Source organism: Paraburkholderia hiiakae, assembly GCF_904848665.1.
GTDB lineage: Bacteria > Pseudomonadota > Gammaproteobacteria > Burkholderiales > Burkholderiaceae > Paraburkholderia > Paraburkholderia hiiakae.
Map to the genome: position 1 here is coordinate 236,626 of NZ_CAJHCQ010000005.1, position 22,489 is coordinate 259,114.

A 22,489-nucleotide genomic window follows, 5' to 3' on the forward strand; every position below is an offset into this window, starting at 1 on the left:
CCCGACCCATGGACGTCAAACTCGTTGCCCGCACGCTCGACCTGTTCGAACTCTTCGCCGCCGAACAGAGGCCATTGGCGCTTGCCGAAATGGCGAGGCTTCTGGAGGTGCCCTCCTCGAGTTGCCTCGCGCTTGCCCGCACGCTCGTGAGCCGTGGCTATCTGTACGAAGTGCGCAAACGGGGAGGCTACTATCCCACGCGGCGTTTGCAACTGCTCGCCAACGCGATCAATGCCGTCGATCCGGTGGTTCAAATGTTGCATCCCCGCCTTGTCGAACTTCGCGACGCGACAGGCGAAACCATCGTGCTTGGCAAAATTCATGGCACGCAGGTCATCTATCTCGACGTGGTCGAATCGGAGAAGGCGGTGCGCTACGCATGCGCGCCCGGCTCACTGCGCCCGTTGCATGCGAACTCGATTGGCAAGGTGATTTGCGGCGAACTCGATGCGCCGACGCGCGACGCACTCTGCGCAAAGCTTCATTTCGAGCGATTCACGGGCGCGACTGTCGCCGATCGCGCCACGTTCATCGATCAGGTTAGCGCTGCGCATGAGCGAGGCTGGTACGCGAATATCGGCGAGAGCGCGCCTGAACTTTCGGCGGTGGCCGTCGCCCTCGATTTTGGCGGTGACCTGTACGGACTCTCGATTGGCGGCCCGACCGAACGGATCCGCGAGCAACTGAGCGAGCACGTGGCAACCCTGACCACGGCGAAGCAGCAGATTCTTTTGACCTGGCAAAAGAACGACGCGGACTGAGTTTCGCCTTTCTGCGCACTATCCTCACTGAACGTTCACGCCTCTAATGCCAAAACCCTGGTTGACAAGGTTCGATCGTTTAATTAACGTACGTTAACTAAACGATCGTTCGTTAACAGGAGGCAAGCGTGCAGTCCGATAATGTACAACCGAAAGTCGTGCTGGTGATTGGGGCAGGAGATGCTACCGGGGGAGCGATCGCTTCGCGATTCGCCCGTGAGGGCTACATCGCCTGTGTGAGCCGCCGCTCGGCGGACAAGCTGGAGCCGCTGGTTGCACGCATTCGCGAGGCTGGCGGTGAGGCCTACGGGTACGGCAGCGATGCGCGCAAGGAAGAGGATGTTGTTGCGTTGATCGAGCGCGTCGAGGCTGAGCACGGTCCGATCGAGGTCATGGTGTTCAATATTGGCGCGAACGTGCCTTGCAGCATTCTCGACGAGACGGCGCGGAAGTACTTCAAGATCTGGGAGATGGCCTGCTTTAGCGCATTTCTCAATGGCCGCGAGGTGGCGAAGCGGATGGTTGCGCGCGGGCGCGGGACGATTCTCTTCACGGGCGCGACGGCAAGCGTCAGGGGCGCGGCGGACTTCGGCGCGTTTGCGGGGGCCAAGCATGCGCTTCGGGCGCTCGCACAAAGCATGGCCCGCGAACTGGGGCCGCGCAACGTTCACGTCGCCCACGTCATTGTCGACGGCGCCATCGATACCGATTTTATTCGCACGAATTTCCCGGAGCGCTACGCCCTGAAGGAAAAGGACGGCATCCTGAACCCGGAACACATCGCCGAGAACTACTGGTATCTGCACCAGCAGCCCCGTGACGCCTGGACGTTCGAGCTGGATCTGCGTCCGTACATGGAGCGCTGGTAAAAGGCGAACTACCAGGCGGACTACCGAGGGCGCTCCCGAAATGCGAAGGCTACTTCAAGGTATCGATGTCGAGCGCTTCACCCAGAAGTCGCCGGCTGGACGCGAGAATTTCGCGCCTGGTACGCTCGCTTTCCACCGTGCGCGCAAGCACAAGGGCGCCGACACATTGCGCCATGACTGCCCAGGCGGTGTCCTTGTCGTCGAGGTGAGCGCTCCAGCTCTTCTGGATGCGCTTGAGCGCCTTCTCGACTTCCGTGCGCGCGGTGGGCGTGCCTCGAGCGATTTCCGGACCGATCGCGGGCAGCGCACAACCCGATTCGGGATGCAGAACGTGGTACGTGCTCAGGTAGCTTCTCAGGCGTTTGCCTAGATCGGCGTCGGGCGCGCCGTCGTCTACCGCTAGCAGATCGGCGCTGTTGGACGCTTCCTCGCCGACAAGGGCGTCGAAGAGCGCCTGCTTGGAAGGGAAATGATTGTAGAACGCGGCGCCTGTCAGCCCGATCGACGCCATCAGTGCATCGATACCCGTGGAAGCAAAACCGCCTTCCTTCGCGATGGCGCGGCTGCTTTCGATAAGCCGGCGACGCGTTTCCTCTTTGTGCGAGCTTGAATAGCGCATGGTCAGATCTTAGTCAGGTTACTAAATGAGAATAGCATAACCTTCGTTCAGTTAACGTTCGTTTATCAATGACCTTTGCGGGGCGTCCGACACGAAACGCATCGGGGGATGGAAAGGAAATGTCAGGGGACAAAGAGATGGTGAAAACCGTAGAGTTCTATTTTGATTTCGGAAGCCCGGCGAGCTATCTTGCCTGGACGCAACTGCCAGCCATCGCCGCTCAAAGCGGTGCTGAACTTGTGTATCGGCCAGTCTTGCTGGGGGGCATCCACAAGGCGACGAACAATGCGTCGCCAGCGGCCATCCCTGCGAAAGGCGCCTGGATGCAGATTGATCTCGCGCGCTTTGCCCGGCGCTATGACGTCCAGTACACCCATAATCCGCATTTCCCGATCAACACGCTGATGCTCATGCGTGCGGCAACCGGTGCGCAGATGCATGACGAGCAACTGTTCCTTCGCTATGTCAGCACGGTGTTTCGCGCGATGTGGGAGCAGCCCCGCAATATGGGCGACTTACCCACGGTGCACGCCGTTCTCGAGGGCGCCGATCTCGATAGCGCGCTCCTGTTGCAGTTTGCAGAGGATCCCGCGGTGAAGGAGCGGCTGAAGCGGGAAACCGAGGCAGCCGTTGCACGAGGCCTGTTTGGCGCGCCGACGATGTTCGTAGGCGACGAAATGTTCTTTGGGCAAGACCGGCTCGATTTCGTCAAGGAAGCATTGCAGTAGCCACGCACACTGAATCGGCACAGATCATGGAACATGAGAGGGAGACGAGCGTGCAACGGAAATGGCTTGAGCAGTATCCACTGGGTGTACCCGCCGATATCGAACTTGGGGAATACGGATCGATAGCGGATTTCCTGACCAGAACGGCCGCGGCGTATCCCGCTCGAACTGCCCTATGTTATGCAGACGTCGAACTCGATTACGCAGCGATGGCCGAGTTGAGCGAAGCCTTCGCGACCTACCTGCAGGTCATTGAACGTCTGCCATCGGGCAGCCGCGTTGCGCTCATGATGCCCAATGTTCCGCAGTATTCCCTGGCGCTATTCGGCGTGCTGCGCGCGGGCATGGTTGTCGTCAACCTGAATCCCCACTACACCGAGCGGGAAGTCCGCTTTCACCTGGAGGACAGCGGAGCGACAATCCTCGTCGCCTGGGAGGGCGCGCAAGCGGTGGCACGTGCGGCTGCGAGCGAGTTGCATTGCCGATTGATTCTGGCAACGCCCGACGAGATCGCAAAGCTCCCGTCCCTGCGCAGCGCAGCGCGGAGAGTGGACGAAGATGCACAATTGGCGCGCGCGGAGGCGCAAACGAGCTTCGTCGCAGCGCTCGAAGCTGGACGTCATCGTTCGAGGCCTCAGCCGCCACTGGCACCCGATGCGATTGCATTTCTTCAGTATACGGGCGGGACAACGGGAAATCCGAAAGCCGCAGTGTTGACGCATCGGAACGTCATCGCGAATGTGCTTCAGTTGTCGACGTGGCTTAGGCCCGTATTGGATGGTGCCGACGTTTGCGTCGTTACCGTGCTGCCGATGTATCACATCATGGCGCTGACCGGTAACTGTGTGCTTTCGGTTGCGCGTGGCTGGAAGAATGTGCTCATTCCAGACCCGCGCGACCTTTCTACCTTCGTCGAGCAGTGGCGCAAGCATCGCTTTTCGTTTTTCGTAGGTGTCAACACGCTGTTCAACGCCTTGATGGATTTCGAGCCTTTTGGAAAACTCGATTTCGCGGGCCTCGCGTACACGTGTGGCGCGGGCGCAGCCGTTCAGCCCGCGGTTGGGGAAAAGTGGCACAAGTTGACTGGATGTGCGCTTTCCGGCGGATATGGGCTGACTGAGGCGTCGCCCACCGTCTGCATGACGCCGGTGGGCGTGACCGGTCGCGAGCAAACAGTGGGGGTGCCCGTGTCGTCCACGGAAGTGAGATTGCTCGACGACGAGGGGCATGACGTGAAGTCAGGGGTGCCTGGGGAAATCGTCGTGAAGGGACCCCAGGTGATGCGTGGATACTGGAACCGCCCGCAAGAAACCCAATCGTCCTTTACGTCAGACGGTTTTCTGCGCACCGGTGACATTGCGGTAATGGATGCGCAAGGTTATGTCACCATTGTCGACCGGAAGAAGGATCTGGTTCTCGTGTCCGGTTTCAATGTCTATCCCAACGAGATCGAGAAAGTGGTCGCCAGCCATCCCGGCGTTAGCGAGTGCGCTTGTATCGGCGTGCAAGATGCGAAGACGGGTGAAGCTTTGAAAGTGTTCGTCGTCGCGCGGGACTCGCGGTTGACTGCCGACGCGTTGCAAGCCTGGTGTCGCGAGAATCTAACGAACTACAAGGTGCCGCGCCAGTTCGAATTCAGGGAAGCGCTCCCGAAGTCGACAGTAGGGAAGATTTTACGAAGGGCGCTGCGTTAGCCTTTATGCGCGCTGAAGCGGAGCGGGAACTCGACTGGTGTGGCGAGCGGACGAACGGCATATCGCTATCCCTTCGCTCGCTGAGCAGCATGCGCGATTCTGTCCCGCACGACACCGATCGCCTGCTTGAGCGCGTATACGTCCTGAAAATAGCGATACGGAATCCGTATCCGGCTCGCATTGGCGTCGATGTTCTCGATCTCGTCGCGCCATTGTGCGATCTGTGAGTGGGTGGGCTCGCGGCTGTTCCATACCTCGTCTTCCAGTGCCTTTATCTCGCGATACCAGACGACGAATCGCTTTTTGATCCGTGATTCGACGAGGCGTGGCAATGCCTGAATCAAACCGATGAGGAGCGCCGCGAACGGCACGAGGATCAACAGTCGTCGTTCAATCAGACTCGCAAGCCAGAACGGCAGATAGCGGTACAGGAACGGCTGTCCGGATTTGAAGTAGCGCGCGCTTTCGTCGGAGATTGGGAATTCCTCCGTCTTCAGGTTCGGAAACGTGCCGAGCGGTGTGAAGTAGTCCTCGCCACCGTGAACGGCGTGGGCCGCGTCGAGCAGCAGATAGACGAGAGCCGGATGCATCGTGTCTTTCGATACGAGCAGTGCCGTTGCGGCGAGCAGTGTGACGTCGGTGCGCGGCAGATCTTCGGCGACACTCGTCGACGCACGCGGCAAGACAATCTTCGAAAGCGACGGGAACTTCTGAACCAGCGCATCGGCCTGCGAGAAACTCATCAACTTCAGCCCGCTGTTCAGCAGTGTCTTCTGCATGTCGGCGTCGGGCCTGCCGATAAAGAACGCTGCGTCGATCTGGCCGCTTTCGAGTCCCTGATACGCCGCGGGCGCATCCATTTGCAGCAGCGTGGAGTTCTGGCTCGTAATGTCGCTATAGCCGAGCAATACCTGCGCAACGTTGAGCAGGCCGCTACCGGGCACGCCCATCGAAATCTTCTTTCCGCGTAGTTGCGACAGCCGGTCGACCGTGGTGTCGCCGCGATAGAACACCCAGATCGGTTCGTACGACACGGCAGCGATCGTTTGCAGATTGTCGGTTTCCTTCGGAGTGGTGGTGCCCGACTGAATGAAACCGACTTCGTAGGCGCTATTCGGGTCCCTCAGCCGCTCGTAATTTTCCACCGCGCCCGAAGAACTGCGGATCTCGAGTTTGATGCCCGCGCGCTTCAGGATGGGCGCATAGCGATCCGCAAATCCGCGATAGATGCCGTTGTCCGCACCGCTGGTCATGACGATGGTGCGCTGGAACGCGGGTTGGACAATGATCGTGAGGAGCCAGCCGAACGCCGCTAACAGAACGACTGCGCCGATGATCAGAAGGCGCCGCCTCGCCCTGGTCATGGGCGCTTTCTGACTGCGGTGCAGTGGTGGATTGTGTCTGGGCATCGTTATCGACCGCTTCGGGTTTTGGCGCTATCTGGATCGTGGCGCGCCATGATCCGCTATGATAAACAGGCTTACGATACCAAAGTTGCCGATACGCCCTGCGGTCGGATCGGACGGCGTATCGTCGAGCACGAACGCGATACTGATCTGCCCGGATTCCAGTCTCACGAAATAGTGTTGTATGATTTCGTATGACAATGGATCGTTTTCAAAGAGATAGTTCCAGACGAATTCGATCCATATCGAATAATATGTCGTGAGAAAGTCGAGATCAGGGACCTCTGGAATCCGCGGGCCGGTGTGACTGTCGCGCGTCTTGCGCCGCCCGGATCTCTGGCCGCTCGCTTGACCACGCGCCGAGGAACAAGTGAATGGCCAAGACAAATTCGTCCGCAGTGAAAGCCACCAAGGCCGCTCCCGTGCCCGTGGAGGCGCCGGCAGAGCGGTCATCGGATGTGTTCGACGATCGAGGTAGGACGGTTCCGTGGATGGCGCGAACGGTCCACCGGCTCTACGACGCGAAGGCACAAAAGATCCTCGACCGGGAAGGGCTCCCCATCGCTTACTGGTACTACCTTCGCGTGCTGGCCGAGCGCGGCGAGGTGAATCAGCTCGAACTCAGCAAGCGCGTAGGCATTGCGTCGACGACTGCAGTTCCGGCGCTCGACAATCTGGAAAAACGCGGTCTCGTGAAAAGAGTGCGCGATCCCAACGACAGGCGGAAGCATTTCATCAAGCTGCAGCCCGAAGGTAAACGCCTGGTCGACGAATTGCTTCCCGATCTCACTGAAATGATTTCGGCGTCGCTCGACGGAATTTCGCAAAGAGACATGAAAGTATTCTGGAAGGTCGTGCACCAGATCGAGGCGAACCTTTTCCAGATGGCGCAGGGCGACACGGTCGTCGACTGATTCGTGCGCTTGCGGTAGCAGAGGCAAGAAGTATCACGGCGGACCTCAACTTCGGCGAGGTTGGGTCTGCCGAGGCATCGAATGAGCAGCCTCCCTTGATAGACGCAGTTCAGAGCGTGCATATTATTTTGGATGCCTGATTAATTTAAGCGAGCAACACCCTTTCCGGCGTTCGCTATCGTTCTACTGCAGGCAATGTTGCTTTGTGTGGCTGGATATTTCATCGTCATGTTTGCCGATATAGCATTGATCCGTGGCTGAACCGTCATTGACGAGCGTCAGCAGCTTCAATTTTTAGAAGGTAGCGGAAATGCTTGCACATAGACGTTGGGCCGCGCTCGATAGGGCCGATTATGGTTGGTTGCGCGCCAGATATCATTTCGCCGTGAATGCCGGCGGCAATCAAGCGCATGAGGCGTTGGGTCCACTGATCGTGTGGAACGATGACGAGATTGCGGTTGGCGGGGGCTTCCCGCTGCATGGGCACCGGGACATGGAGATCGTCACTTACGTGCGCGAGGGCGTTCTGGGGCATCGCGACACCATCGGTTCGGAAGGAACGATCCGTGCCGGTGACGTACAGGTCATGAGCACGGGTACAGGCATACGGCACGCCGAGTACAACCGGGGCGATGTGCCACTCAAGCTTTATCAGGTGTGGCTGTTGCCGCGCAATGCGGGTGGCGAGCCGCGCTGGGACACACGGGCGTTTCCGAAGAGCGACCGCTCCGGTCGCTTCGTCGTGCTCGCCAGCGGTTTTGCCGAGGATGAAGGTGCGCTTCCCATTCGCGCGGACGCGCGTCTTTCCGGTGCCACACTCAAGGCGGGCGAATGTGTCAGACAGGCGTTCCTGGCCACCGGTTGCGCTTACCTCGTCGTGGCGTCGGGCCGTATCGAAATCGACGGCGAGATGGTGGGCCCGCTGGACGGCGTGGCAATTACGAATGTAGCCGCAAGCGAGATAGCCGCTTTGGAAGACTCCGAACTCGTGTTAGTGGAAACTACCGGGAGTTCCTGGTTCTAGTCGATCGCCTCGGGCCTCATCGAGAGGGGCGGGGTGGAGCGATACGGTGTCGTCGTTCATCAAAGGCCGACGATATCAACCTGTTCGAGGTGCGTGGCGCGTACTGATCGCCGTGGATTCGCAGTTGGGCAGTCGGGTTGCAAGTCACTCCAGGCGTCACAAACCTCCTGATGCCGGCGATGCCGGAAACGTTGAAAGGAGCCTGTTATGTCGAAAGTTCTGGTGCTGTACTACTCCTCCTATGGGCATCTCGAAGCCATGGCGGAGGCCGTTGCAGAAGGCGCCCGCGCCGCGGGTGCCAGCGTCGACGTCAAGCGTGTGCCTGAAACCGTGCCACAGGAGGTCGCCGCAGCCTCCCATTTCAAACTGGACCAGAAGGCGCCGGTCGCGGCCGTCGCCGAACTCGCCAATTACGATGCCATCGTCGTCGGAACGCCCACCCGCTTCGGGCGTATGTCGTCGCAGATGGCGGCGTTTCTGGACCAGGCCGGCGGCCTGTGGCTGAGCGGTGCGCTCAATGGCAAGGTCGGCGGCGCTTTCACATCGACGGGCACCCAGCACGGCGGGCAGGAGGTCACGCTCTTTTCGATCATCGCCAACCTGCTGCATTTCGGCATGGTCGTCGTCGGGCTGCCGTACAGCTTTCAAAGTCAGATGACGCTGGACGAGATCGCGGGCGGTTCACCCTACGGCGCGACGACGATTGCTGGCCCGCAGGGACAGCGGCAGCCGAGCGAAATCGACCTGGCCGGCGCACGCTTCCAGGGGGAATTGATTGCGAAGGCAGCGAACAAGCTGTTTAGCTAACCGGGCGCCTGCGTGTCAGCTCTCACCGATATTCTGGGCTGCCCGTGAAGTGGATTCGCCAGCAAGCGTGGCCCGTGACGGATCACGCTTCGCTAGCGCCATGGCGGCCAGGTAGCCGAACGTGACTGCCGGGCCGAGTGTAATTCCGGCTCCGATGTAGTGGCCGCCCACGGGCGAATTCATGTCGTTGCCACATGCGAAGATGCCGGGAATCGGCTGGTTGTTGTGATCCAGAACTTCGCCGCTCGGCCCTGTGACGAGACCGCGGCTCGTACCGAAGTCGCCCGGCATCAGCTTGACGGCATAGAACGGTCCTTGCGCGATTGGCCCGATGCACGGGTTCGGCGCATGCGTCGGGTCGCCCTTGTAGATGTTGTAGGCCGACGCGCCCTTGCCGAAATCTTCGTCGATACCGGTTTGCGCGAACTGGTTATTTCGATCGACGCTGCGCGCAAGGCCATCGGCATCGATACCGACTTTGGCCGCGAGTTCTGCGAGCGTCTTGCCGCTATGGAGATAGCCTGCCCGTTCGTAGCGACGCAGCGACATGCCCGGAAGGATGACGCCAATGCCGTACCTTTTCACGGCTGCTGCATCGGCGACGAGATACGCGGGAATCGCGCCAGCGTCGAACATGCCTTGCGTGAATGCGTGGTACGAGGCCGCTTCGTTCGTGAAGCGCTTGCCTTCCTTGTTCACCGCAATGAAGCCGGGCTTGGGCCGATCGAGCATGAAATGGCCCCACAACGTCTCGTTGTTTCCAGTCCTGAAGACGGAAATCGGCACGTAATAGCCGGTGTCGTGGCTATTGTGATCGAGCCGCCCGCCCACTGAAAGACCGAGCCGAATGCCTTCGCCGAGGTTGCTCGGCAAGCCCAGGCCAAGCTCTACGGTCGGCTGACGGGAATGCTCGCGCCGCATCGCTGCGCTTCCGGTATAGCCCCCGGTCGCGATCACCACGCCGCGGCGTGAACGCACGCGCAATGTGCCGCCGTCGCGCATGACTTCGGCGCCGGTCACGGCGTTATTCGCGGTGACGAGCCGCGTCGCGTGGGCACGCAGCCAAACCGGAATCTGTTCGTCGAGAACGGTTTTGTAGAGGCGCGCGATGAGCGCATTGCCGCCTACGAGTCGCGTGCCACGGTGATAGCTCAGGCGGTCCATTCCATAGCGCAGGAAGCGCTTTGCTACATGGGAGAACGACTTGAACGAGCGCGTGAAGGACAGGAAGTGATTCAAGTCCACGAGGTCGAGCATCATGCCGCCGAAGGGCGCGAACGCGGGGAGCGGCGCGCGCAAATCCTTGAAGTGCGCGCCGAGTTTGCGGCCGTCGAAATCCAGCGGGGCATGAGCGCGTCCGAACATGCCGCCATCGGACTCGGGGTAATAGTCCGGATAATCGACTGCCGCCACTTTCAGTTCGGAATGCAGAACGAGATAGTCCAGGGCAACGCGGCCCTGCGTGATATAGCTTTCCTGAAGCGGGTTGCCCACGCTGGTGCCGACCGTTGCGGCAAAGTATCGGCGCGCTTTATCGAACGAATCCTCGAAGCCCGCATGCTGCATGGGCACGCTGTCCACAAACCACATCATGCCGACCGACCAGGCGGAGGTGCCGCCGACCTGGTCCGTCTTTTCGAGTACGAGCGGCTCGAGCCCTTCATTCTTCGCGACGATGGCAGCCGAAAGACCACCCGCGCCCGCTCCCAGAATGATGACATCGACCTCGAGATCCCAGCCTTCCGTCATATCGGTGCTCATGGCGTGTTTCCCTGTTTGTTCGAATCGTTCTATATAGAATGATCGTAACTAAGATGAATTCAATTGGGATGATGTGCCTGAGATCTGTGGATGTCAAGCTATTCAGGGATTCTCCCGAGAGGCTGTCCCGCACCACTCACGGGGATGCCGACCTTGACAACGTCGATCCCATTCAGGATCATTCGATATAAATCGAATGTGCCGAGGTGCGGCCTTTCCGGTTCCGAACCACGTGTAATTCCCGGAGTATTCAGGAGGGACAATGAGCAAGCTTCAGTTATCCGTTGCCGTAGGCAATTACGACCGCATTCGCCCGCTGGTGGATGGTGACGTGCAGATCGAGGGCGTGGATCCGGTATTCATGCTTCAGGATCCCGAAGAAATATTCTTCCGCGCGTTCCGGCATGCGGACTACGACGTCTGCGAACTTTCGCTCAGCAGCTACTCGGTAAAGACCGCTGCTGGCACGTCGCCGTACATCGCCGTTCCGGTCTTTCCGTCGCGTGCGTTTCGACACACGTCCATCTACGTGCGCGCGGACCGCGGCATAGTGCGTCCCGAAGATCTCAAGGGCAAACGTGTCGGCGTGCCCGAGTACCAACTCACCGCCAACGTCTGGGTGCGCCTGTTTCTGGAGGAGGAATACGGCGTCAAAGCGTCGGACGTGACGTGGGTGCGCGGCGGCTATGAGGACGCGTCGAGAGTCGAGAAGATCACGCTGCAGTTGCCCGACGACGTCAGGCTGGAAACGGCGCCCACCGGAAGAACGATCTCGGAACTGCTGGCCGACGGCGAAATCGACGCGGTGATCGGCCCGCGCGCGCCTTCGTGCTTCGACCGCGGGCATCCTCAGGTGAAGTACCTGTTCGACGATCCGCACAAGACTGCCGCCGACTGGTACGCGCGTACGAGTCTGTTCCCGATCATGCACACGCTGGGCGTGCGCAAGACGCTTGCTGAGCGTCATCCGTGGCTGCCGGGTGCGCTGCTGAAGGCATTCGAGAAGTCAAAGGCGCTCGCACTGACCCGGCTCAGCGACACGTCGGCAACGAAAATCACGCTGCCGTTCGTGGAGGACCAGCTTCGAGCGGCTCGCAAGCTGATGGGCGAGGACTTCTGGTCGTACGGCTTCGCGAAGAATGAGCATGTCGTCAACCGCTTCCTCGAACGCCATCATGCAGAGGGGCTGTCGAGTCGTCGGCTCGAAGCCCGCGAGTTGTTTCATCCCGCCACGCTCGAAAGTTTCGCAATTTGAGCGGTGAATGCGCCCGCGTATCGCGTTCTGGAACGCGATACGCGGGCGCCCCCAAAGGCGCCTCGAAACAAGAGATCAATACAGCAGGGTGCCGAGGTTGATGTTGCCCGTGCGCTCTCGGGTCGCCACGATCTTTTCCTTACCCTCTTTGCGCACGCGTACCTCGACTGTCGAGGTCAATGTCTTCAAGCCGGAAAAACGGAAGTCGCCGAAATGATCGGTTCGGGTTGTGCGCTCGTCGCCGCTTGCGGAGTCACGCAGCACCACTTCGACACCGGGCAGATTGCGCTGGCGTCCGTCCTCCATGGTTTCGCACACGTTGCCTGCCACGAGATGGCTCAGCGCGTCTTCCAGATGGCGATAGAAGACGCGTGGCTTTGTGCCGAACTCCGGGTGAATGACCGTGAGGTTGTCGTCTTTCACGATCTTTTCCAGTTCGGGCTCCGGAACGTTCAGCGCGCGAATCGCCTTGGTGGGGCAGGCTTGGGCGCAGCGCGGCTCCGTCCATCCGGCGTCGAGCAAGTGTGCGTCGAAGTTCCAGTTTTGCGGCACCTGTTCCTGTTCGTTCCATTCGATCATGCCGTATGGGCAGCTCTTCACCAGATCGCGCCTGCCGCGCGCTTTCTCCGGATCAATGATGACGATCCCGTCCGGGCGCTTGTAGATAGCGCCGTCCGATGCGGCCTTGACGCAAGGCGCGTTGTCGCAATGATTGCAGGCCTTCGGGATATACGTGACGTCGACGAGCGCGCCTTCTCCCCTGACGTGCCGCTCGACGCGTATCGTCTCGAGCCCTTCTGGCGGATGCGGCGCTGAATAGCCGGGAAAGGTGTTTCCGCTGTACTCGTCCTTCGTGGCGATGACGCAGTTTCGGCAGTTGATGCAAAGCGAAACGTCGATAACCAGTGCCCAGTTGCTCATGCTGCGTTCTCCAGTGTCGCGTCCCATTTCTCCACCTCCACCCAGCAAGTGTTGGGCATGATTCCGTCTGCGGTGTCGCTCATCTTCCGTCCGGGCGTGAGCAGGTTGAGACAACCTCCACGATCGATCATGCCGACGGCCGTCTTGATCAGGTCGAGTTCGGCACACGATTCGTTTCCGCGCGCAACGCCATGCTTGATCAGCTCCGATACGTCCAGCGCGCAGATGACAGAAGCCTGCGCGTTATGGACACGTACGAGATCGCCGGAGTGCAGTCCGCGTGCGGCTGCATCCTTTGCGCTCATTCGGAGTACCCAATACCGATAGCCGCCCACATCGAGCCGGTGCTCGTTGATCGTGCTGATATGGCTGTTCTTCCCGTCCGCCTGGGTATGGAAGCTGTAGACCGGATGGTTGGTCACGAGCTGCAGCGGATACGGCTGCTTGATCGCGCTGTCACGATTGATGTAGCGGTTGACTGCCGGACGCGCGGGATCGATCTCCTCGATGCGACGCAGGCTGGAGGGCACGAACTCGAACTTGCCGGACTGCGTGGGCAGACCTTCGCCGAACTTGTTCGAGTAGACGCCGGGCAGCGGGTTCGCTTCCGGCAGATCTTTCGCGCGGCCTTCGGCGAACCAGCGCATATCCACGGGCGGACGATCGTCGTCGGCAGGCGGCGGCACGACGTGATAGCCCTTCTTGAGAAACTTCTTCCAGGTCGTCTGCTTCGGCAGGTCAGTCGAGTTGAACATGCGCTCGCACCACGTGAGCTCAGACCCGCCGCCTTCGGAGTACATGCCCCCATAACCAAGCCGCAAGGCGATATCCAGAAAGATCTGGTAGTCCGAGCGGGATTCGCCCAGCGGCTCGATGCACTTGTGTTGCATGATCATCATCCGGTGATTGATCTGGCTCTGCGCGTGCTGGATATAGCCGCCGCTATTGGCCCACTCGGAAATGTCGTCGCGTTCGAGCGCCGTGCACGCGGGCAGAATGATGTCGGCGAACTGCGCTTCGTTCTCCATCCAGATCGACTGGTTGACGACAAATTCAAGCGACGAATGGCGGTACGCGTCGACCATCCGGTTCGATCCGGGGACCGTGCCGAATGAAGACGAGCCGTAGCGGTACAGCATATGAACCGGCGAATAGCCCAGCCGCGGATACGAGTAATAGGCAAATTGCCCTTCGATCGAGAATCCCTCCCACAGGTAGCCATCCGCCTTGCCTTCCGTGATGGCTTCGGCAAACCGCTGGCGGGGAACGGACTGCTTGACAGGGTTGATCGTGATGATGTGTGGCATGCGGCAGTAATTGTGCGCCGCGCTCGCCGTGTAGTTCAGGTCGCCGGAAATTCCCCCTTCTGCGTAGCCGGGGAAGTAGAAGTTCAGGTCCTGCGGTGCGCCGATCTGCAGATTGCCGAAGTTGATACCCGGCTTGCCCCAGCCTTGCATGGCCATCATCATGACGACGTTGCGCGCCCATTGGGCGCCGGTTTCCGTACGGCAGGCGCCACCGAAGCCCGCGCCGAGACCTCCCGCTGCGAGGTAGGTTTTCTTCGACGCCCACAATTGGGCCAGACTGCGGACGTCCTTTGCCGGAATGCCCGTTTCGGCTTCCTGCCATTCGGGAGTCTTGGGTATGCCGTCCTCTTCGCCGAGGACGTAACCACGCCACTCGTCGAAGCCCGTGGTGCGAGTCGCAACGTAGTCCTTATCATAGGTGCCGTTCACCATCCACTCGTGCATGATGGCGATCGCAAAAGCAGAGTCGGTGCCGGGACGAATGGGGAGCCACTTTCCGCCAAGCAGCTGGGCCGATTGCGTGAGATAAGGATCGATGTGGACGAACTCGATACCGAGCTGCTTTGCCCACAGGCGGCGTTCCGTGCCTTCGAACCCTGCGTAGACACCACTGGTCGACTCGGGATCGCTTGACCAGAACACAATGAGTTCGGCGTTTTCGAGGCAATCCACGGCGGTGCCGTAAAAGCTCGGCGTACCGAGGCGCAAGCTGTTGCCGTAGTGATGCATGGCGCCCCAATACCAGCCTTCCCAGCTGATCGGGCTCATTTCCACGCGCGTGTAGCCAATCAGGTTGCCGAAGCGCTGCATCGCGCTCAGGTAGTAATTGATGTTTCCCCACTGATGGTGCGCGCCTGTCGCCATGGCGATGGCGCCTGGACCATATTGCTGCTTCATGCGGCCGATTTCACCCGCGACGATATCGAGCGCTTCGTCCCAACTGATCCGTTCATAACCAGAGATGCCGCGATTCTGGATGTTGCGTTCCCCGTTGGGGTCGAAGTCGACACGCTTCATCGGGTGAAGAATGCGCTTTTCGGAGTAGACGAGCGACTTGAGCGAAAGCGCGTGCGGACTGACTGTGCCGCGGCGTGCTGGCGAGAATTGGCGCCCGCGCGCGCGAATGGTCCAACTCGGCCCGTCTTCCTCCACGAGATCGATTGGGGTCGTCCGGATGATCTTGTCGTCCTTCACGAAGACAAAAACGGGGCCGCCGTTGGTCAGCGTGACATAGCGGGTCGTGCCGTCCTTCATCGGCGTGCCCTTGCGCCAGGACGCCGTCTTCATCGTGTTGACGAGCTGGCCAAACCAGACTAACGCCTCGTCGCTGCCACCCTGGGTGATCTTGAAGTTCTTCAGGGCGTCGATCAGGAACGCATGATCGGTTGTCGGCGCGAGCATGCGGCGGGCCGTGGCTACGTCCATGAACACGAGTTCTGCGTCCGGCGCGGCGTACGGCCCCCAACTGGCAGACAGGATTCCGTCCTTGAAATGGAGCTGCCGCGCCAGGCTGTTGTCCCGCAGCCGCAATTGTATGACCCATCGTCCCTCGCCCAGGTGCTTGCGCACGCTGGGGAATCTTCGCGCGGCCATGCGAAGGGCGAATGGCATTAGCCAGAGTATGAGTACAAGGAGTTGTCGTTGCATGCCAGTCTCGATCCTGAATTGAAATAGGCGCTGTGACGTGGGATATCACCGCTGGCGACAATCTGGATTATCCCTTGAGAGATCATCCAAATTGAGATAGATTGATATCGAATGATGTGTGCCGGGACGGGCAAAGTCAAGGGCTCCAGGGAATTCCCTGCACCGAAGGCATGACCAGACCTTTCCGGTAAGCACGTCCTGCCTGGTGATTCGCGCGGGGCAGCGCGGCCCCATGTTGAGGAATGGTCTATGTCAAAGCTAAGTTCGAATGCCGTCAAGGAAGCCCTGGAACTGGAGGGGCTGGATGAACACGGCGCCATGCCACGTTCAGTCGCCGTCGATGTCCGCGGCAGAACCGTGCCGTGGATGGCGCGCACGCTATACCGGCTCTACGACAGTCAGGCGCAGAAGGTGCTGGACAGGGAGGGCGTCTCGGTTGCGCACTGGCTCTATCTGCGCGTGCTTGCCGAGCGTGGCGAAATGAACCAGCTGGAGCTCAGCAAGCGGGTAGGCATTGCCTCGACCACCGCGGTGCCGGCGCTCGACAGCATGGAAAAGCGCAATCTCGTGCGACGCACACGCGACCCAAAGGACCGGCGAAAGTATTACGTGAGCCTGCAAGAGGAGGGGCGGCGTCTGGTCGACGAATTGCTGCCCGAGATCACCGCGATGGTTTCAAGTTCGTTCGAAGGCATCGCACCGAACGACCTTCACGTTTTCTGGAAAGTCATGCGTCAGATTGAAGGCAACCTGAATCAGATATCCCAAGGCGACTCCATAGTCGACTAGCCTGCGGCTAGCGGGGCGGCGCGATGCCGCCCAGGCCACGTCAGGCCACCCGCATGCTGGGCCGCTCCCGTCCCGGCGGGAAGATATGCCAAAGTCCGTCCTTGTGGCGAAAGAAGAACAAGGCCGCGGTGCCCGCCGCCCGGTCGGTTTCCACACACACATAGCATTGACGCTTCGCGCGCCGGTTCTTGAACTCGACCACGTGAACCGCGTCCATCGAGGTCGGGGCAAGCCAGATCTCGACCATCGCGTGCAATGACTTCTCTGCGCTGGCCATCGTCTTCTCCTCATCACGCGCTTCTTTATCGCTCGCGTGACCAGAACATCCAGGACAGCCTCGCTTTGCGCGAAGGCGTCCACCTCCAACTGCTCTCACCTCACTTTCACCCGCTTTCCAGATTCGTTCGATTTCTCGATCGCTCCGAGTACGTCGTGAAGCGCGCGCGCGTGGTCGAAACTGGGTGCGGTGCGCGTGCCATGAAGCAGGTCGTGGCCCATCAACCGGTAAATGCCGGCGACGTTGCGTGCGGCAACCGCTTCTTCGGCGTCAATGGGGAAGGGATCGGGAATAGCGAGTTCCGTGTAGCCTTCCTCGCCCTTGCGCCCGAACTCCACACGCAATGGTGAAATATTCACACAGGGCACGTACTCATTCCGTGCGGTGACACGCAGATCGCCTTTGCTTCCGTTGATCTCCCACAGCAGCTTCGTCCCGCGCGGAACGCCGCCGCGCAATTCCAGTGACAGCGGCGCACCGGAGCGCAGAAGGGCGTTTGCCATGACGTGATCTGGCGTTTTCATTTGCACGGTGTCGCCCGTCTCGATCGCGAGGACCGTCTGGCGACGTTGCGAGAGCACCGCGCCGATCTCATCGATATCGCCGAGCACAGCCTGAATCGCGGCAATTGCGTGCCCGCCGATCACGGAAAGCAGCGTGGCGCCGTTGCGATCATCCATGGCATAGGCGTCGCCCTGCAAGATATCGCCGCCCCAGCTGATGCCGGACCCCACGTACGTCGATGACAGGACGTCGCCGATTTCACCGTCCGTGACCAGCTTGCGCAGGAACTGCACCTCAGGCGAGGCGATCGCCTGCGTGCCCACGACAGCCAGCGCTTTCTTTTCGTGCGCAAGCTCAGCGAGCGCAATGGTTTCTTCCAGTCCATTGCCGAGCGGCCATTCGCAGTACACGCTCTTGCCGGCCTGCAAGGCCGTAGTGACGACCTGGCGGTGGTGCGGGACCTTGACGGTCACCACGACGACGTCGATATCCGGTGACGCGGCAAGCGCTGCGGCGTTCTCGAATGCGTGCGGGATGCCGAACGCGGCGCTCGCGGCCTGGGCACTGGCGAGCGTCGTATTGGCGACGCCTGCGAGCTCAAAGACGCCGGACGACGCCCTCAAGGCGGGAATATGTGCCATTGCCGCCCAACCGCGATCTGCGCTCAGGCCGACAATGCCCACGCGAAGTTTTCTATCCATGTGTTCCTCTAGCTTTAGGTAACGGGCGCACCCGTCAAATGATCTGGTATTGGTACGACGGATCTTGCCTGTCGCGGCGGCCGACATTGGAATTGCCGAGCGGTGTCTGGCCGTCGGGAACCGGGTCCGAACGCTGTGAATCGAGCACGACGACCCGGTCGGCGATGCGCCATTCGCCGTTGCGCCGCTCCATGCGATCCACGTAGCGAATGTTCACCACCCAATCCATCGCGGGCTTGCCGTCTTCGGGTTTGGTCCGGTGGCTGGCGCGCGCATAGTGCTCCGCGAATGCCAGATCGCCGTGGACCTCGACATACTGGTTGCCCGTGAAATGCTGGGTCGATTCGAAATTCGGCAGCAATTCGGCTGCCCATTCGATGAAGCCTTCCACATCGCCGTTGTACGCACCGTGTCGGTCGATCGCGTCGGGGTGATAGCACGCGCGCACGAGGTCCCAATCCATCCGGTCGATGCCACGGCAGTAGCGGATATGAACGCGGCGAATCTCCGCTTCGTCCAGCATTTGCTGAAGTTTTGCTTCCAATTTCGGTCTCCTCTCTAATTGGACTCCAACGGACCGTGATTGCCGCTCGAGTCGGGCCACGGATCAGCGTGTCATTTCACGTTGCTCGGATGAGGCGCGTAATTCCCGGTTTCCATCAACTGCGAGGCGGCAATGGCCTGCGGCGTCCAGCGCAGGGTCGCGCGTGTTTCGAGCAGCCATGCCTGATAGCCTTCGGGAACGTCCTCAGACGGCCCGTGATGGATCACGCCTTTCGGCACCCAGGTCAAGGTGCCGGGCTCCGTACACCCGCCCCACGCGCCGGGGCCTTGCACGTAGCAAATCACCTCGTCGAAATCGGCGTTGATGTGGATGGGCGGCCGGCCCCCCAGGCGGGCGCTGAGGTTGAACAACAGCAGGTCGCCCGCGCCGGACGAGAGGAAGTGGCTCGGCGGCCCGCCCTCCGGAAGATAGGCGTGAACCTGGATCTTCGTGAGATTGAGTTTCCACACCGGCACGCTATCGGAAAGCCGCACGCCCAATGAGAGCGGGTCGTGTGGCATGAGGAATACGGTGTTCTCGCCGTCGAGCGTCTTCAGGATCAGCCGGGTCGGGCCGCCAGGCGCGATCTCCGGATCGATTTCGGCGTACTTCAGGTCGCGCGCGATATTGAGCATGCCGGACGGTGCCGGCGGCGTGAGCTTGACCGCCGAGGGGCTCTCCACGATGAGGCTGCGCATCGCGCCATGCGTCGGGCCGTAGCGGTATGCAATCGCACGGGGAATGCAGACGAAGTCGCCTTCCCCGGCGATGAGGCTGCCGACATCGGTTTCGAATTTCACCGTGCCGGACTGGATGAAGTGAATCTCGTCCGCCTCGACGTTGCGCACCACGAACGGCATCGGCGCACGGCGAGCGGAAACGTGCAGCTTCACGCCGATCCGCGACGTCGCGACAGTCGTCGGGAGGGCTTGCGGGTCGCTCGCGTCGCCCGGAACCAGATGCTCGAGCACGGCTCTGCGCGGCGCATGCGGCCCTTCGACGGAAAGGTAGTCGGGCGCATACGTTGATCGGGTCACGACCGACAGTGCGCCGAGAAACCCGTCTCGCGTCCACAACTGCACGTTGGGCTCCGCACCCTTCGTTTCATCGCTCATTTGTCACACTCCTGGGCGCTTGAAGGCATCTATCCGTTATAGGCGTGATATCGCGACCGTGGCTCGTTCCACGCGAGGCCACGGTCGCGCGGTCCCGGTACTAGCGGGCCGGCTTGCCGATCAATTGCCGATACTCATTAGCCGTTGCCGGCTTGCGTCCGAGCAGGGCCGCGATATCGCGCGCCATCGTGAACATTTCGAGGTTGCTCTCGAGGCGCTCGTCGCTGTTCGGGTACTTCCACGGCGTGTCTTCCGTGCCGACGCGGATATGCAGACCCATCATGGTGGCGAGCGTGGTCATGTAGAGCGTTGCACGGCCCGCCGCGCAGACGCTGATGACCGACGTCGGATCGATCTGGCGAATCTGGTCGACCATCAGGAACAGGTGCTTCGTCATGTCCTCGGCGTTGCTCACCCACGTGCCCGAGACCAGCGTGCGGCCGACGTTGAACGGCAGGCCGTACAGGATCAACCAGTTGTACGGCGGCTTCAGAATGCCCGTGTCGATCAGCTTGCGCTTGGCAAGCTCGATTTCGCCGGAGCTGTGGACCGCCAGTTCGGGCTTGACGCCGACTTCCTCGAGCGTGGCGATGGCCGGTACCGCGAAGGCTTCCGGATGCCCCGGCGCGCAGGGCGCGACTTCGGTCAGGCCTTCGCGAGCGGGGCTCATGCACATCTCGAAGGTCGTGCCGTGCAGCACGTTCACGTTCGGCACGAAATCGTTGCCGAAGCGCTTGCGCAGCGGCTCGATAACCTGCTTGTAGGCTTCGACCGGCAGGATGTCGCGATCGAGGCGGCGGCCCGCCTTGTCGGTCATGAACGAGAAGTCGATGTGGACGCCGCAGGCGCCGGCTTCGATCACGCTGGTCGCTTCATCCACGTACGCCTGGAAGGACGTCGTATCTTCGAAGCGACCGGAGACAGCCGCATTGATGGCGACTTTTCCAGACACGTCCCACTTGGGCTGCAACTCGGCCCCGGCAATGAATTGGTACTCCTCCATTTCGCGCTTGGCGGCTTCCCAGAGGGGCAATTTCTCGATCATGATGATCCTCGACACAGATAGTGAATTTAGGTCCGCAACGCTTCCGAACCGATGGCAATCAAACTGGAGAGGGCTTGCCGGGGCGCGCCAGTGACGCCACGGCCTGTGCCCGACCGGGGCGCAGGAGGTGGATGTCTCTCACCAAAAAATCGTTTGCACCAAGATCATACCGTGCAAGATCGATTTATATCGAATGATGTTGGGTGGAATGAATTAAGTCAAGAGACCCAGGGAAATTACCTGGGAAGAGGGTGTGGCGCTGCGTCAGATGACAGCAAACCTGGGGAAGTGCCCGACGGGGACGCTTTCGGGGACTCGCCGGGAACGGCGGGATGACCTGCGGCAGCGCACTTCCCGTGGCACGCTGAACCGGCACCGTGGCGGCGCTAGGGAGATTCCCCAGGAATCTTGACATCGGTCATTCCGAAACACATCATTCGATATAAATCGATTCCGTATCGCATCATCGCGGTCGAGGTGACGCAAACGCAGTCAAATCATAAGAAAGCAGTCGAGCAAGACGTAGGGGCCAGTCCGTTTATTTCGTAGTACAGATTAAGCGTCGAGACATGGCGCTTGAATCCCATTTCACCACGACATCGAGGATCACCATGTTCGACCCGCTTCACGCATGGCCGAATGGCACGCGAAACAACGATTCGCACGGCCTCACCCAACATGCCATCGAGAGGAAAGGAGCCCACGCACCGTCCAGGTTCAGCCGTATGCTCGCCCGGGTCGCGGCGTTGCTCGGTGCGAGCGTCATCGGCACAGCCGCTTATGCGACTGGCGACTCGGTGACGAACCATCAGGGCGATATCACGCCGTTGTGCGGCACCAAGCCGATGATCGTGGGGGTGTCGGATGGCTATGGCGGCAATACCTGGCGCAAGACCGGCCTCGCGGAAGTCAAGGACGAGCTGAGCCACTGCAAGAACGTCAAGCGGATCATCTACAGCAACGCCAACGGGGATCCGCAAAAGGCGAACTCCGATATCAACAGCATGGTGGCGCAGGGGATCAATGTGCTGATCTTGCTTCCTGACTTCGGCGCGGTGCAGCTTCCCGCCATGCGTGCGGCCATGAAGGCGGGCGTTGCGGTGGTGCCGTACTCCGCGCAGATTGCTGGCGTACCCGGACGCGACTACGTCGTGAACGTGGTTGGAGATACGAAGCAGATCGGCGTGCTGTGGGCCGACTGGCTCGGCGCCAACGTGAAGAAGGGGAATGTGGTGTTTCTGGGAGGGTCGCCGGGCGCTGCGCCCTCGCAGAACTTTCTGGACGGCCTGAAAGCGGGGCTCAAGCAGTATCCGGATCTCAAGCTGCTGAACGAGCAGTTCGTCGTGACGAACTGGAACCCCGTTGATGCGCAGAAGGCCACGGCCGGTCTCATCGCGCAGTATCCCAGGATCGATGCCATCGTCACCGACTTCGGCGTGACGGCACTCGCGGCGGCCAAGGCATTCGAGCAGGCACATCTGCCTGTCCCTGCCATCGCGACCATTGCGAGCGACAACGAGTTGAACTGCCACTACCTGGCGGCCAAAAAGGCCGGTACGCATTTTCCGTATTACACGGTCGATGGCACGACGTCGTACGTTCGCTTCGCGGTGCGTCAAGGCGTAGCGGCCTATCAGGGGACGGCGGACAAGGAGTCGCCGTCGATCCTTCCGTTCACGTACGCAGATAGCGCCAAGGGCCTCGATCCGAAGTGCGATCCCTCGGCACCGCCCGACGCCGATCTGTCTTCCGCGCTTCCCGCCGACAAGCTCAAGCAAGTCTTTGCACAGTAAAACGTTCG

The 22,489-nt window shown here is 60.6% G+C and carries 20 protein-coding genes; 10 read left to right on the forward strand and 10 right to left on the reverse strand.

The annotated features are described in order from the left end of the window. Window positions 1-8 precede the first annotated feature (8 nt). Window positions 9-761, forward strand: a complete 753-nt coding sequence (locus tag JMY28_RS12240) for an IclR family transcriptional regulator (protein WP_201696188.1) — start codon at window positions 9-11, stop codon at window positions 759-761. A 128-nt stretch (window positions 762-889) separates the two neighbouring features. Continuing rightward, window positions 890-1,630: an SDR family oxidoreductase gene (locus tag JMY28_RS12245; RefSeq protein ID WP_201696189.1), complete on the forward strand. Its 741-nt coding sequence runs from the start codon at window positions 890-892 to the stop codon at window positions 1,628-1,630. A gap of 49 nt (window positions 1,631-1,679) precedes the next feature. On the opposite strand, the gene JMY28_RS12250 is transcribed toward JMY28_RS12245, so the two are convergent. Next, a complete protein-coding gene (locus JMY28_RS12250) occupies window positions 1,680-2,249 on the reverse strand; it encodes a TetR/AcrR family transcriptional regulator (RefSeq protein WP_201696190.1) in 570 nt (189 codons plus the stop codon). A 137-nt stretch (window positions 2,250-2,386) separates the two neighbouring features. Here JMY28_RS12250 and JMY28_RS12255 point away from each other — a divergent pair, with 137 nt between their 5' ends. Both JMY28_RS12255 and JMY28_RS12260 read left to right on the forward strand, forming a co-directional pair. Next, window positions 2,387-2,977, forward strand: coding sequence for a 2-hydroxychromene-2-carboxylate isomerase (locus JMY28_RS12255; protein ID WP_201696361.1), 591 nt, complete (start codon window positions 2,387-2,389; stop codon window positions 2,975-2,977). 50 nt (window positions 2,978-3,027) lie between these two features. Continuing rightward, complete coding sequence (locus tag JMY28_RS12260) at window positions 3,028-4,671, forward strand: AMP-binding protein (protein ID WP_201696191.1); 1,644 nt, start codon at window positions 3,028-3,030, stop codon at window positions 4,669-4,671. A gap of 65 nt (window positions 4,672-4,736) precedes the next feature. On the opposite strand, the gene JMY28_RS12265 is transcribed toward JMY28_RS12260, so the two are convergent. After that, window positions 4,737-6,035: a TAXI family TRAP transporter solute-binding subunit gene (locus tag JMY28_RS12265; RefSeq protein ID WP_201696192.1), complete on the reverse strand. Its 1,299-nt coding sequence runs from the start codon at window positions 6,033-6,035 to the stop codon at window positions 4,737-4,739. A gap of 416 nt (window positions 6,036-6,451) precedes the next feature. Here JMY28_RS12265 and JMY28_RS12270 point away from each other — a divergent pair, with 416 nt between their 5' ends. The 3 genes from JMY28_RS12270 to wrbA all read left to right on the forward strand — a co-directional run bounded on the left by JMY28_RS12270 (window position 6,452) and on the right by wrbA (window position 8,822). Next, a complete protein-coding gene (locus JMY28_RS12270; protein ID WP_201696193.1) occupies window positions 6,452-6,991 on the forward strand; it encodes a MarR family winged helix-turn-helix transcriptional regulator in 540 nt (179 codons plus the stop codon). Between the two features lie 310 nt (window positions 6,992-7,301). Continuing rightward, on the forward strand, window positions 7,302-8,015 hold the full coding sequence (locus tag JMY28_RS12275; RefSeq protein WP_201696194.1) for a pirin family protein: 714 nt from the start codon (window positions 7,302-7,304) through the stop codon (window positions 8,013-8,015). 207 nt (window positions 8,016-8,222) lie between these two features. After that, a complete protein-coding gene (wrbA, locus tag JMY28_RS12280; protein ID WP_201696195.1) occupies window positions 8,223-8,822 on the forward strand; it encodes an NAD(P)H:quinone oxidoreductase in 600 nt (199 codons plus the stop codon). 15 nt (window positions 8,823-8,837) lie between these two features. Here the strand turns inward: wrbA and JMY28_RS12285 are convergent, their stop codons facing one another. Next, window positions 8,838-10,583, reverse strand: a complete 1,746-nt coding sequence (locus JMY28_RS12285) for an FAD-binding protein (RefSeq protein WP_201696196.1) — start codon at window positions 10,581-10,583, stop codon at window positions 8,838-8,840. A 262-nt stretch (window positions 10,584-10,845) separates the two neighbouring features. Here JMY28_RS12285 and JMY28_RS12290 point away from each other — a divergent pair, with 262 nt between their 5' ends. Next, the gene (locus JMY28_RS12290; protein ID WP_201696197.1) at window positions 10,846-11,838 is read left to right on the forward strand and encodes an ABC transporter substrate-binding protein; all 993 of its coding nucleotides are present in this window, start codon (window positions 10,846-10,848) and stop codon (window positions 11,836-11,838) included. A 75-nt stretch (window positions 11,839-11,913) separates the two neighbouring features. Here JMY28_RS12290 and JMY28_RS12295 read toward each other — a convergent pair whose 3' ends face one another. Next, window positions 11,914-12,759 carry a 4Fe-4S dicluster domain-containing protein gene (locus JMY28_RS12295; RefSeq protein ID WP_236596815.1) on the reverse strand — a complete coding sequence of 282 codons (846 nt, stop codon included), beginning with the start codon at window positions 12,757-12,759 and terminating at the stop codon, window positions 11,914-11,916. Then, window positions 12,756-15,713: a molybdopterin-dependent oxidoreductase gene (locus JMY28_RS12300; RefSeq protein ID WP_201696199.1), complete on the reverse strand. Its 2,958-nt coding sequence runs from the start codon at window positions 15,711-15,713 to the stop codon at window positions 12,756-12,758. The genes JMY28_RS12295 and JMY28_RS12300 overlap by 4 nt, the downstream gene beginning before the upstream one ends. Window positions 15,714-15,962: 249 nt before the next feature. Here JMY28_RS12300 and JMY28_RS12305 point away from each other — a divergent pair, with 249 nt between their 5' ends. Then, window positions 15,963-16,502, forward strand: coding sequence for a MarR family winged helix-turn-helix transcriptional regulator (locus tag JMY28_RS12305; RefSeq protein ID WP_201696200.1), 540 nt, complete (start codon window positions 15,963-15,965; stop codon window positions 16,500-16,502). A gap of 40 nt (window positions 16,503-16,542) precedes the next feature. Here JMY28_RS12305 and JMY28_RS12310 read toward each other — a convergent pair whose 3' ends face one another. The 5 genes from JMY28_RS12310 to JMY28_RS12330 all read right to left on the reverse strand — a co-directional run bounded on the left by JMY28_RS12310 (window position 16,543) and on the right by JMY28_RS12330 (window position 20,688). Next, on the reverse strand, window positions 16,543-16,779 hold the full coding sequence (locus tag JMY28_RS12310; protein ID WP_201696201.1) for a hypothetical protein: 237 nt from the start codon (window positions 16,777-16,779) through the stop codon (window positions 16,543-16,545). Window positions 16,780-16,874: 95 nt separating this feature from the next. Continuing rightward, a complete protein-coding gene (locus tag JMY28_RS12315) occupies window positions 16,875-18,071 on the reverse strand; it encodes a Gfo/Idh/MocA family protein (RefSeq protein ID WP_236596816.1) in 1,197 nt (398 codons plus the stop codon). Continuing rightward, on the reverse strand, window positions 18,019-18,528 hold the full coding sequence (locus JMY28_RS12320) for a nuclear transport factor 2 family protein (RefSeq protein WP_201696202.1): 510 nt from the start codon (window positions 18,526-18,528) through the stop codon (window positions 18,019-18,021). Before JMY28_RS12320 ends, JMY28_RS12315 begins: the two co-directional genes overlap by 53 nt. 71 nt (window positions 18,529-18,599) lie before the next feature. Then, window positions 18,600-19,643 (reverse strand): homogentisate 1,2-dioxygenase, encoded by a 1,044-nt coding sequence (locus tag JMY28_RS12325; RefSeq protein ID WP_201696203.1) that lies wholly within the window; start codon window positions 19,641-19,643, stop codon window positions 18,600-18,602. Between the two features lie 100 nt (window positions 19,644-19,743). Next, a complete protein-coding gene (locus tag JMY28_RS12330; protein ID WP_201696204.1) occupies window positions 19,744-20,688 on the reverse strand; it encodes a 3-keto-5-aminohexanoate cleavage protein in 945 nt (314 codons plus the stop codon). 725 nt (window positions 20,689-21,413) lie between these two features. Here JMY28_RS12330 and JMY28_RS12335 point away from each other — a divergent pair. Beyond that, a complete protein-coding gene (locus tag JMY28_RS12335; protein ID WP_201696205.1) occupies window positions 21,414-22,481 on the forward strand; it encodes a substrate-binding domain-containing protein in 1,068 nt (355 codons plus the stop codon). The last annotated feature ends 8 nt before the right edge of the window (window positions 22,482-22,489 follow it).

What these genes read in the sequence shown, in the direction of transcription:
- JMY28_RS12240 (WP_201696188.1), top strand. Translation starts at nt 9, where the DNA reads ATGGACGTCAAACTCGTTGCCCGCACGCTCGACCTGTTCGAACTCTTC.
- JMY28_RS12250 (WP_201696190.1), bottom strand. Translation starts at nt 2,249, where the DNA reads ATGCGCTATTCAAGCTCGCACAAAGAGGAAACGCGTCGCCGGCTTATC.
- JMY28_RS12255 (WP_201696361.1), top strand. Translation starts at nt 2,387, where the DNA reads ATGGTGAAAACCGTAGAGTTCTATTTTGATTTCGGAAGCCCGGCGAGC.
- JMY28_RS12265 (WP_201696192.1), bottom strand. Translation starts at nt 6,035, where the DNA reads ATGACCAGGGCGAGGCGGCGCCTTCTGATCATCGGCGCAGTCGTTCTG.
- JMY28_RS12270 (WP_201696193.1), top strand. Translation starts at nt 6,452, where the DNA reads ATGGCCAAGACAAATTCGTCCGCAGTGAAAGCCACCAAGGCCGCTCCC.
- JMY28_RS12275 (WP_201696194.1), top strand. Translation starts at nt 7,302, where the DNA reads ATGCTTGCACATAGACGTTGGGCCGCGCTCGATAGGGCCGATTATGGT.
- wrbA (WP_201696195.1), top strand. Translation starts at nt 8,223, where the DNA reads ATGTCGAAAGTTCTGGTGCTGTACTACTCCTCCTATGGGCATCTCGAA.
- JMY28_RS12285 (WP_201696196.1), bottom strand. Translation starts at nt 10,583, where the DNA reads ATGAGCACCGATATGACGGAAGGCTGGGATCTCGAGGTCGATGTCATC.
- JMY28_RS12290 (WP_201696197.1), top strand. Translation starts at nt 10,846, where the DNA reads ATGAGCAAGCTTCAGTTATCCGTTGCCGTAGGCAATTACGACCGCATT.
- JMY28_RS12295 (WP_236596815.1), bottom strand. Translation starts at nt 12,759, where the DNA reads ATGAGCAACTGGGCACTGGTTATCGACGTTTCGCTTTGCATCAACTGC.
- JMY28_RS12300 (WP_201696199.1), bottom strand. Translation starts at nt 15,713, where the DNA reads ATGCAACGACAACTCCTTGTACTCATACTCTGGCTAATGCCATTCGCC.
- JMY28_RS12305 (WP_201696200.1), top strand. Translation starts at nt 15,963, where the DNA reads ATGTCAAAGCTAAGTTCGAATGCCGTCAAGGAAGCCCTGGAACTGGAG.
- JMY28_RS12310 (WP_201696201.1), bottom strand. Translation starts at nt 16,779, where the DNA reads ATGGCCAGCGCAGAGAAGTCATTGCACGCGATGGTCGAGATCTGGCTT.
- JMY28_RS12315 (WP_236596816.1), bottom strand. Translation starts at nt 18,071, where the DNA reads ATGTCGGCCGCCGCGACAGGCAAGATCCGTCGTACCAATACCAGATCA.
- JMY28_RS12325 (WP_201696203.1), bottom strand. Translation starts at nt 19,643, where the DNA reads ATGAGCGATGAAACGAAGGGTGCGGAGCCCAACGTGCAGTTGTGGACG.
- JMY28_RS12330 (WP_201696204.1), bottom strand. Translation starts at nt 20,688, where the DNA reads ATGATCGAGAAATTGCCCCTCTGGGAAGCCGCCAAGCGCGAAATGGAG.
- JMY28_RS12335 (WP_201696205.1), top strand. Translation starts at nt 21,414, where the DNA reads ATGCTCGCCCGGGTCGCGGCGTTGCTCGGTGCGAGCGTCATCGGCACA.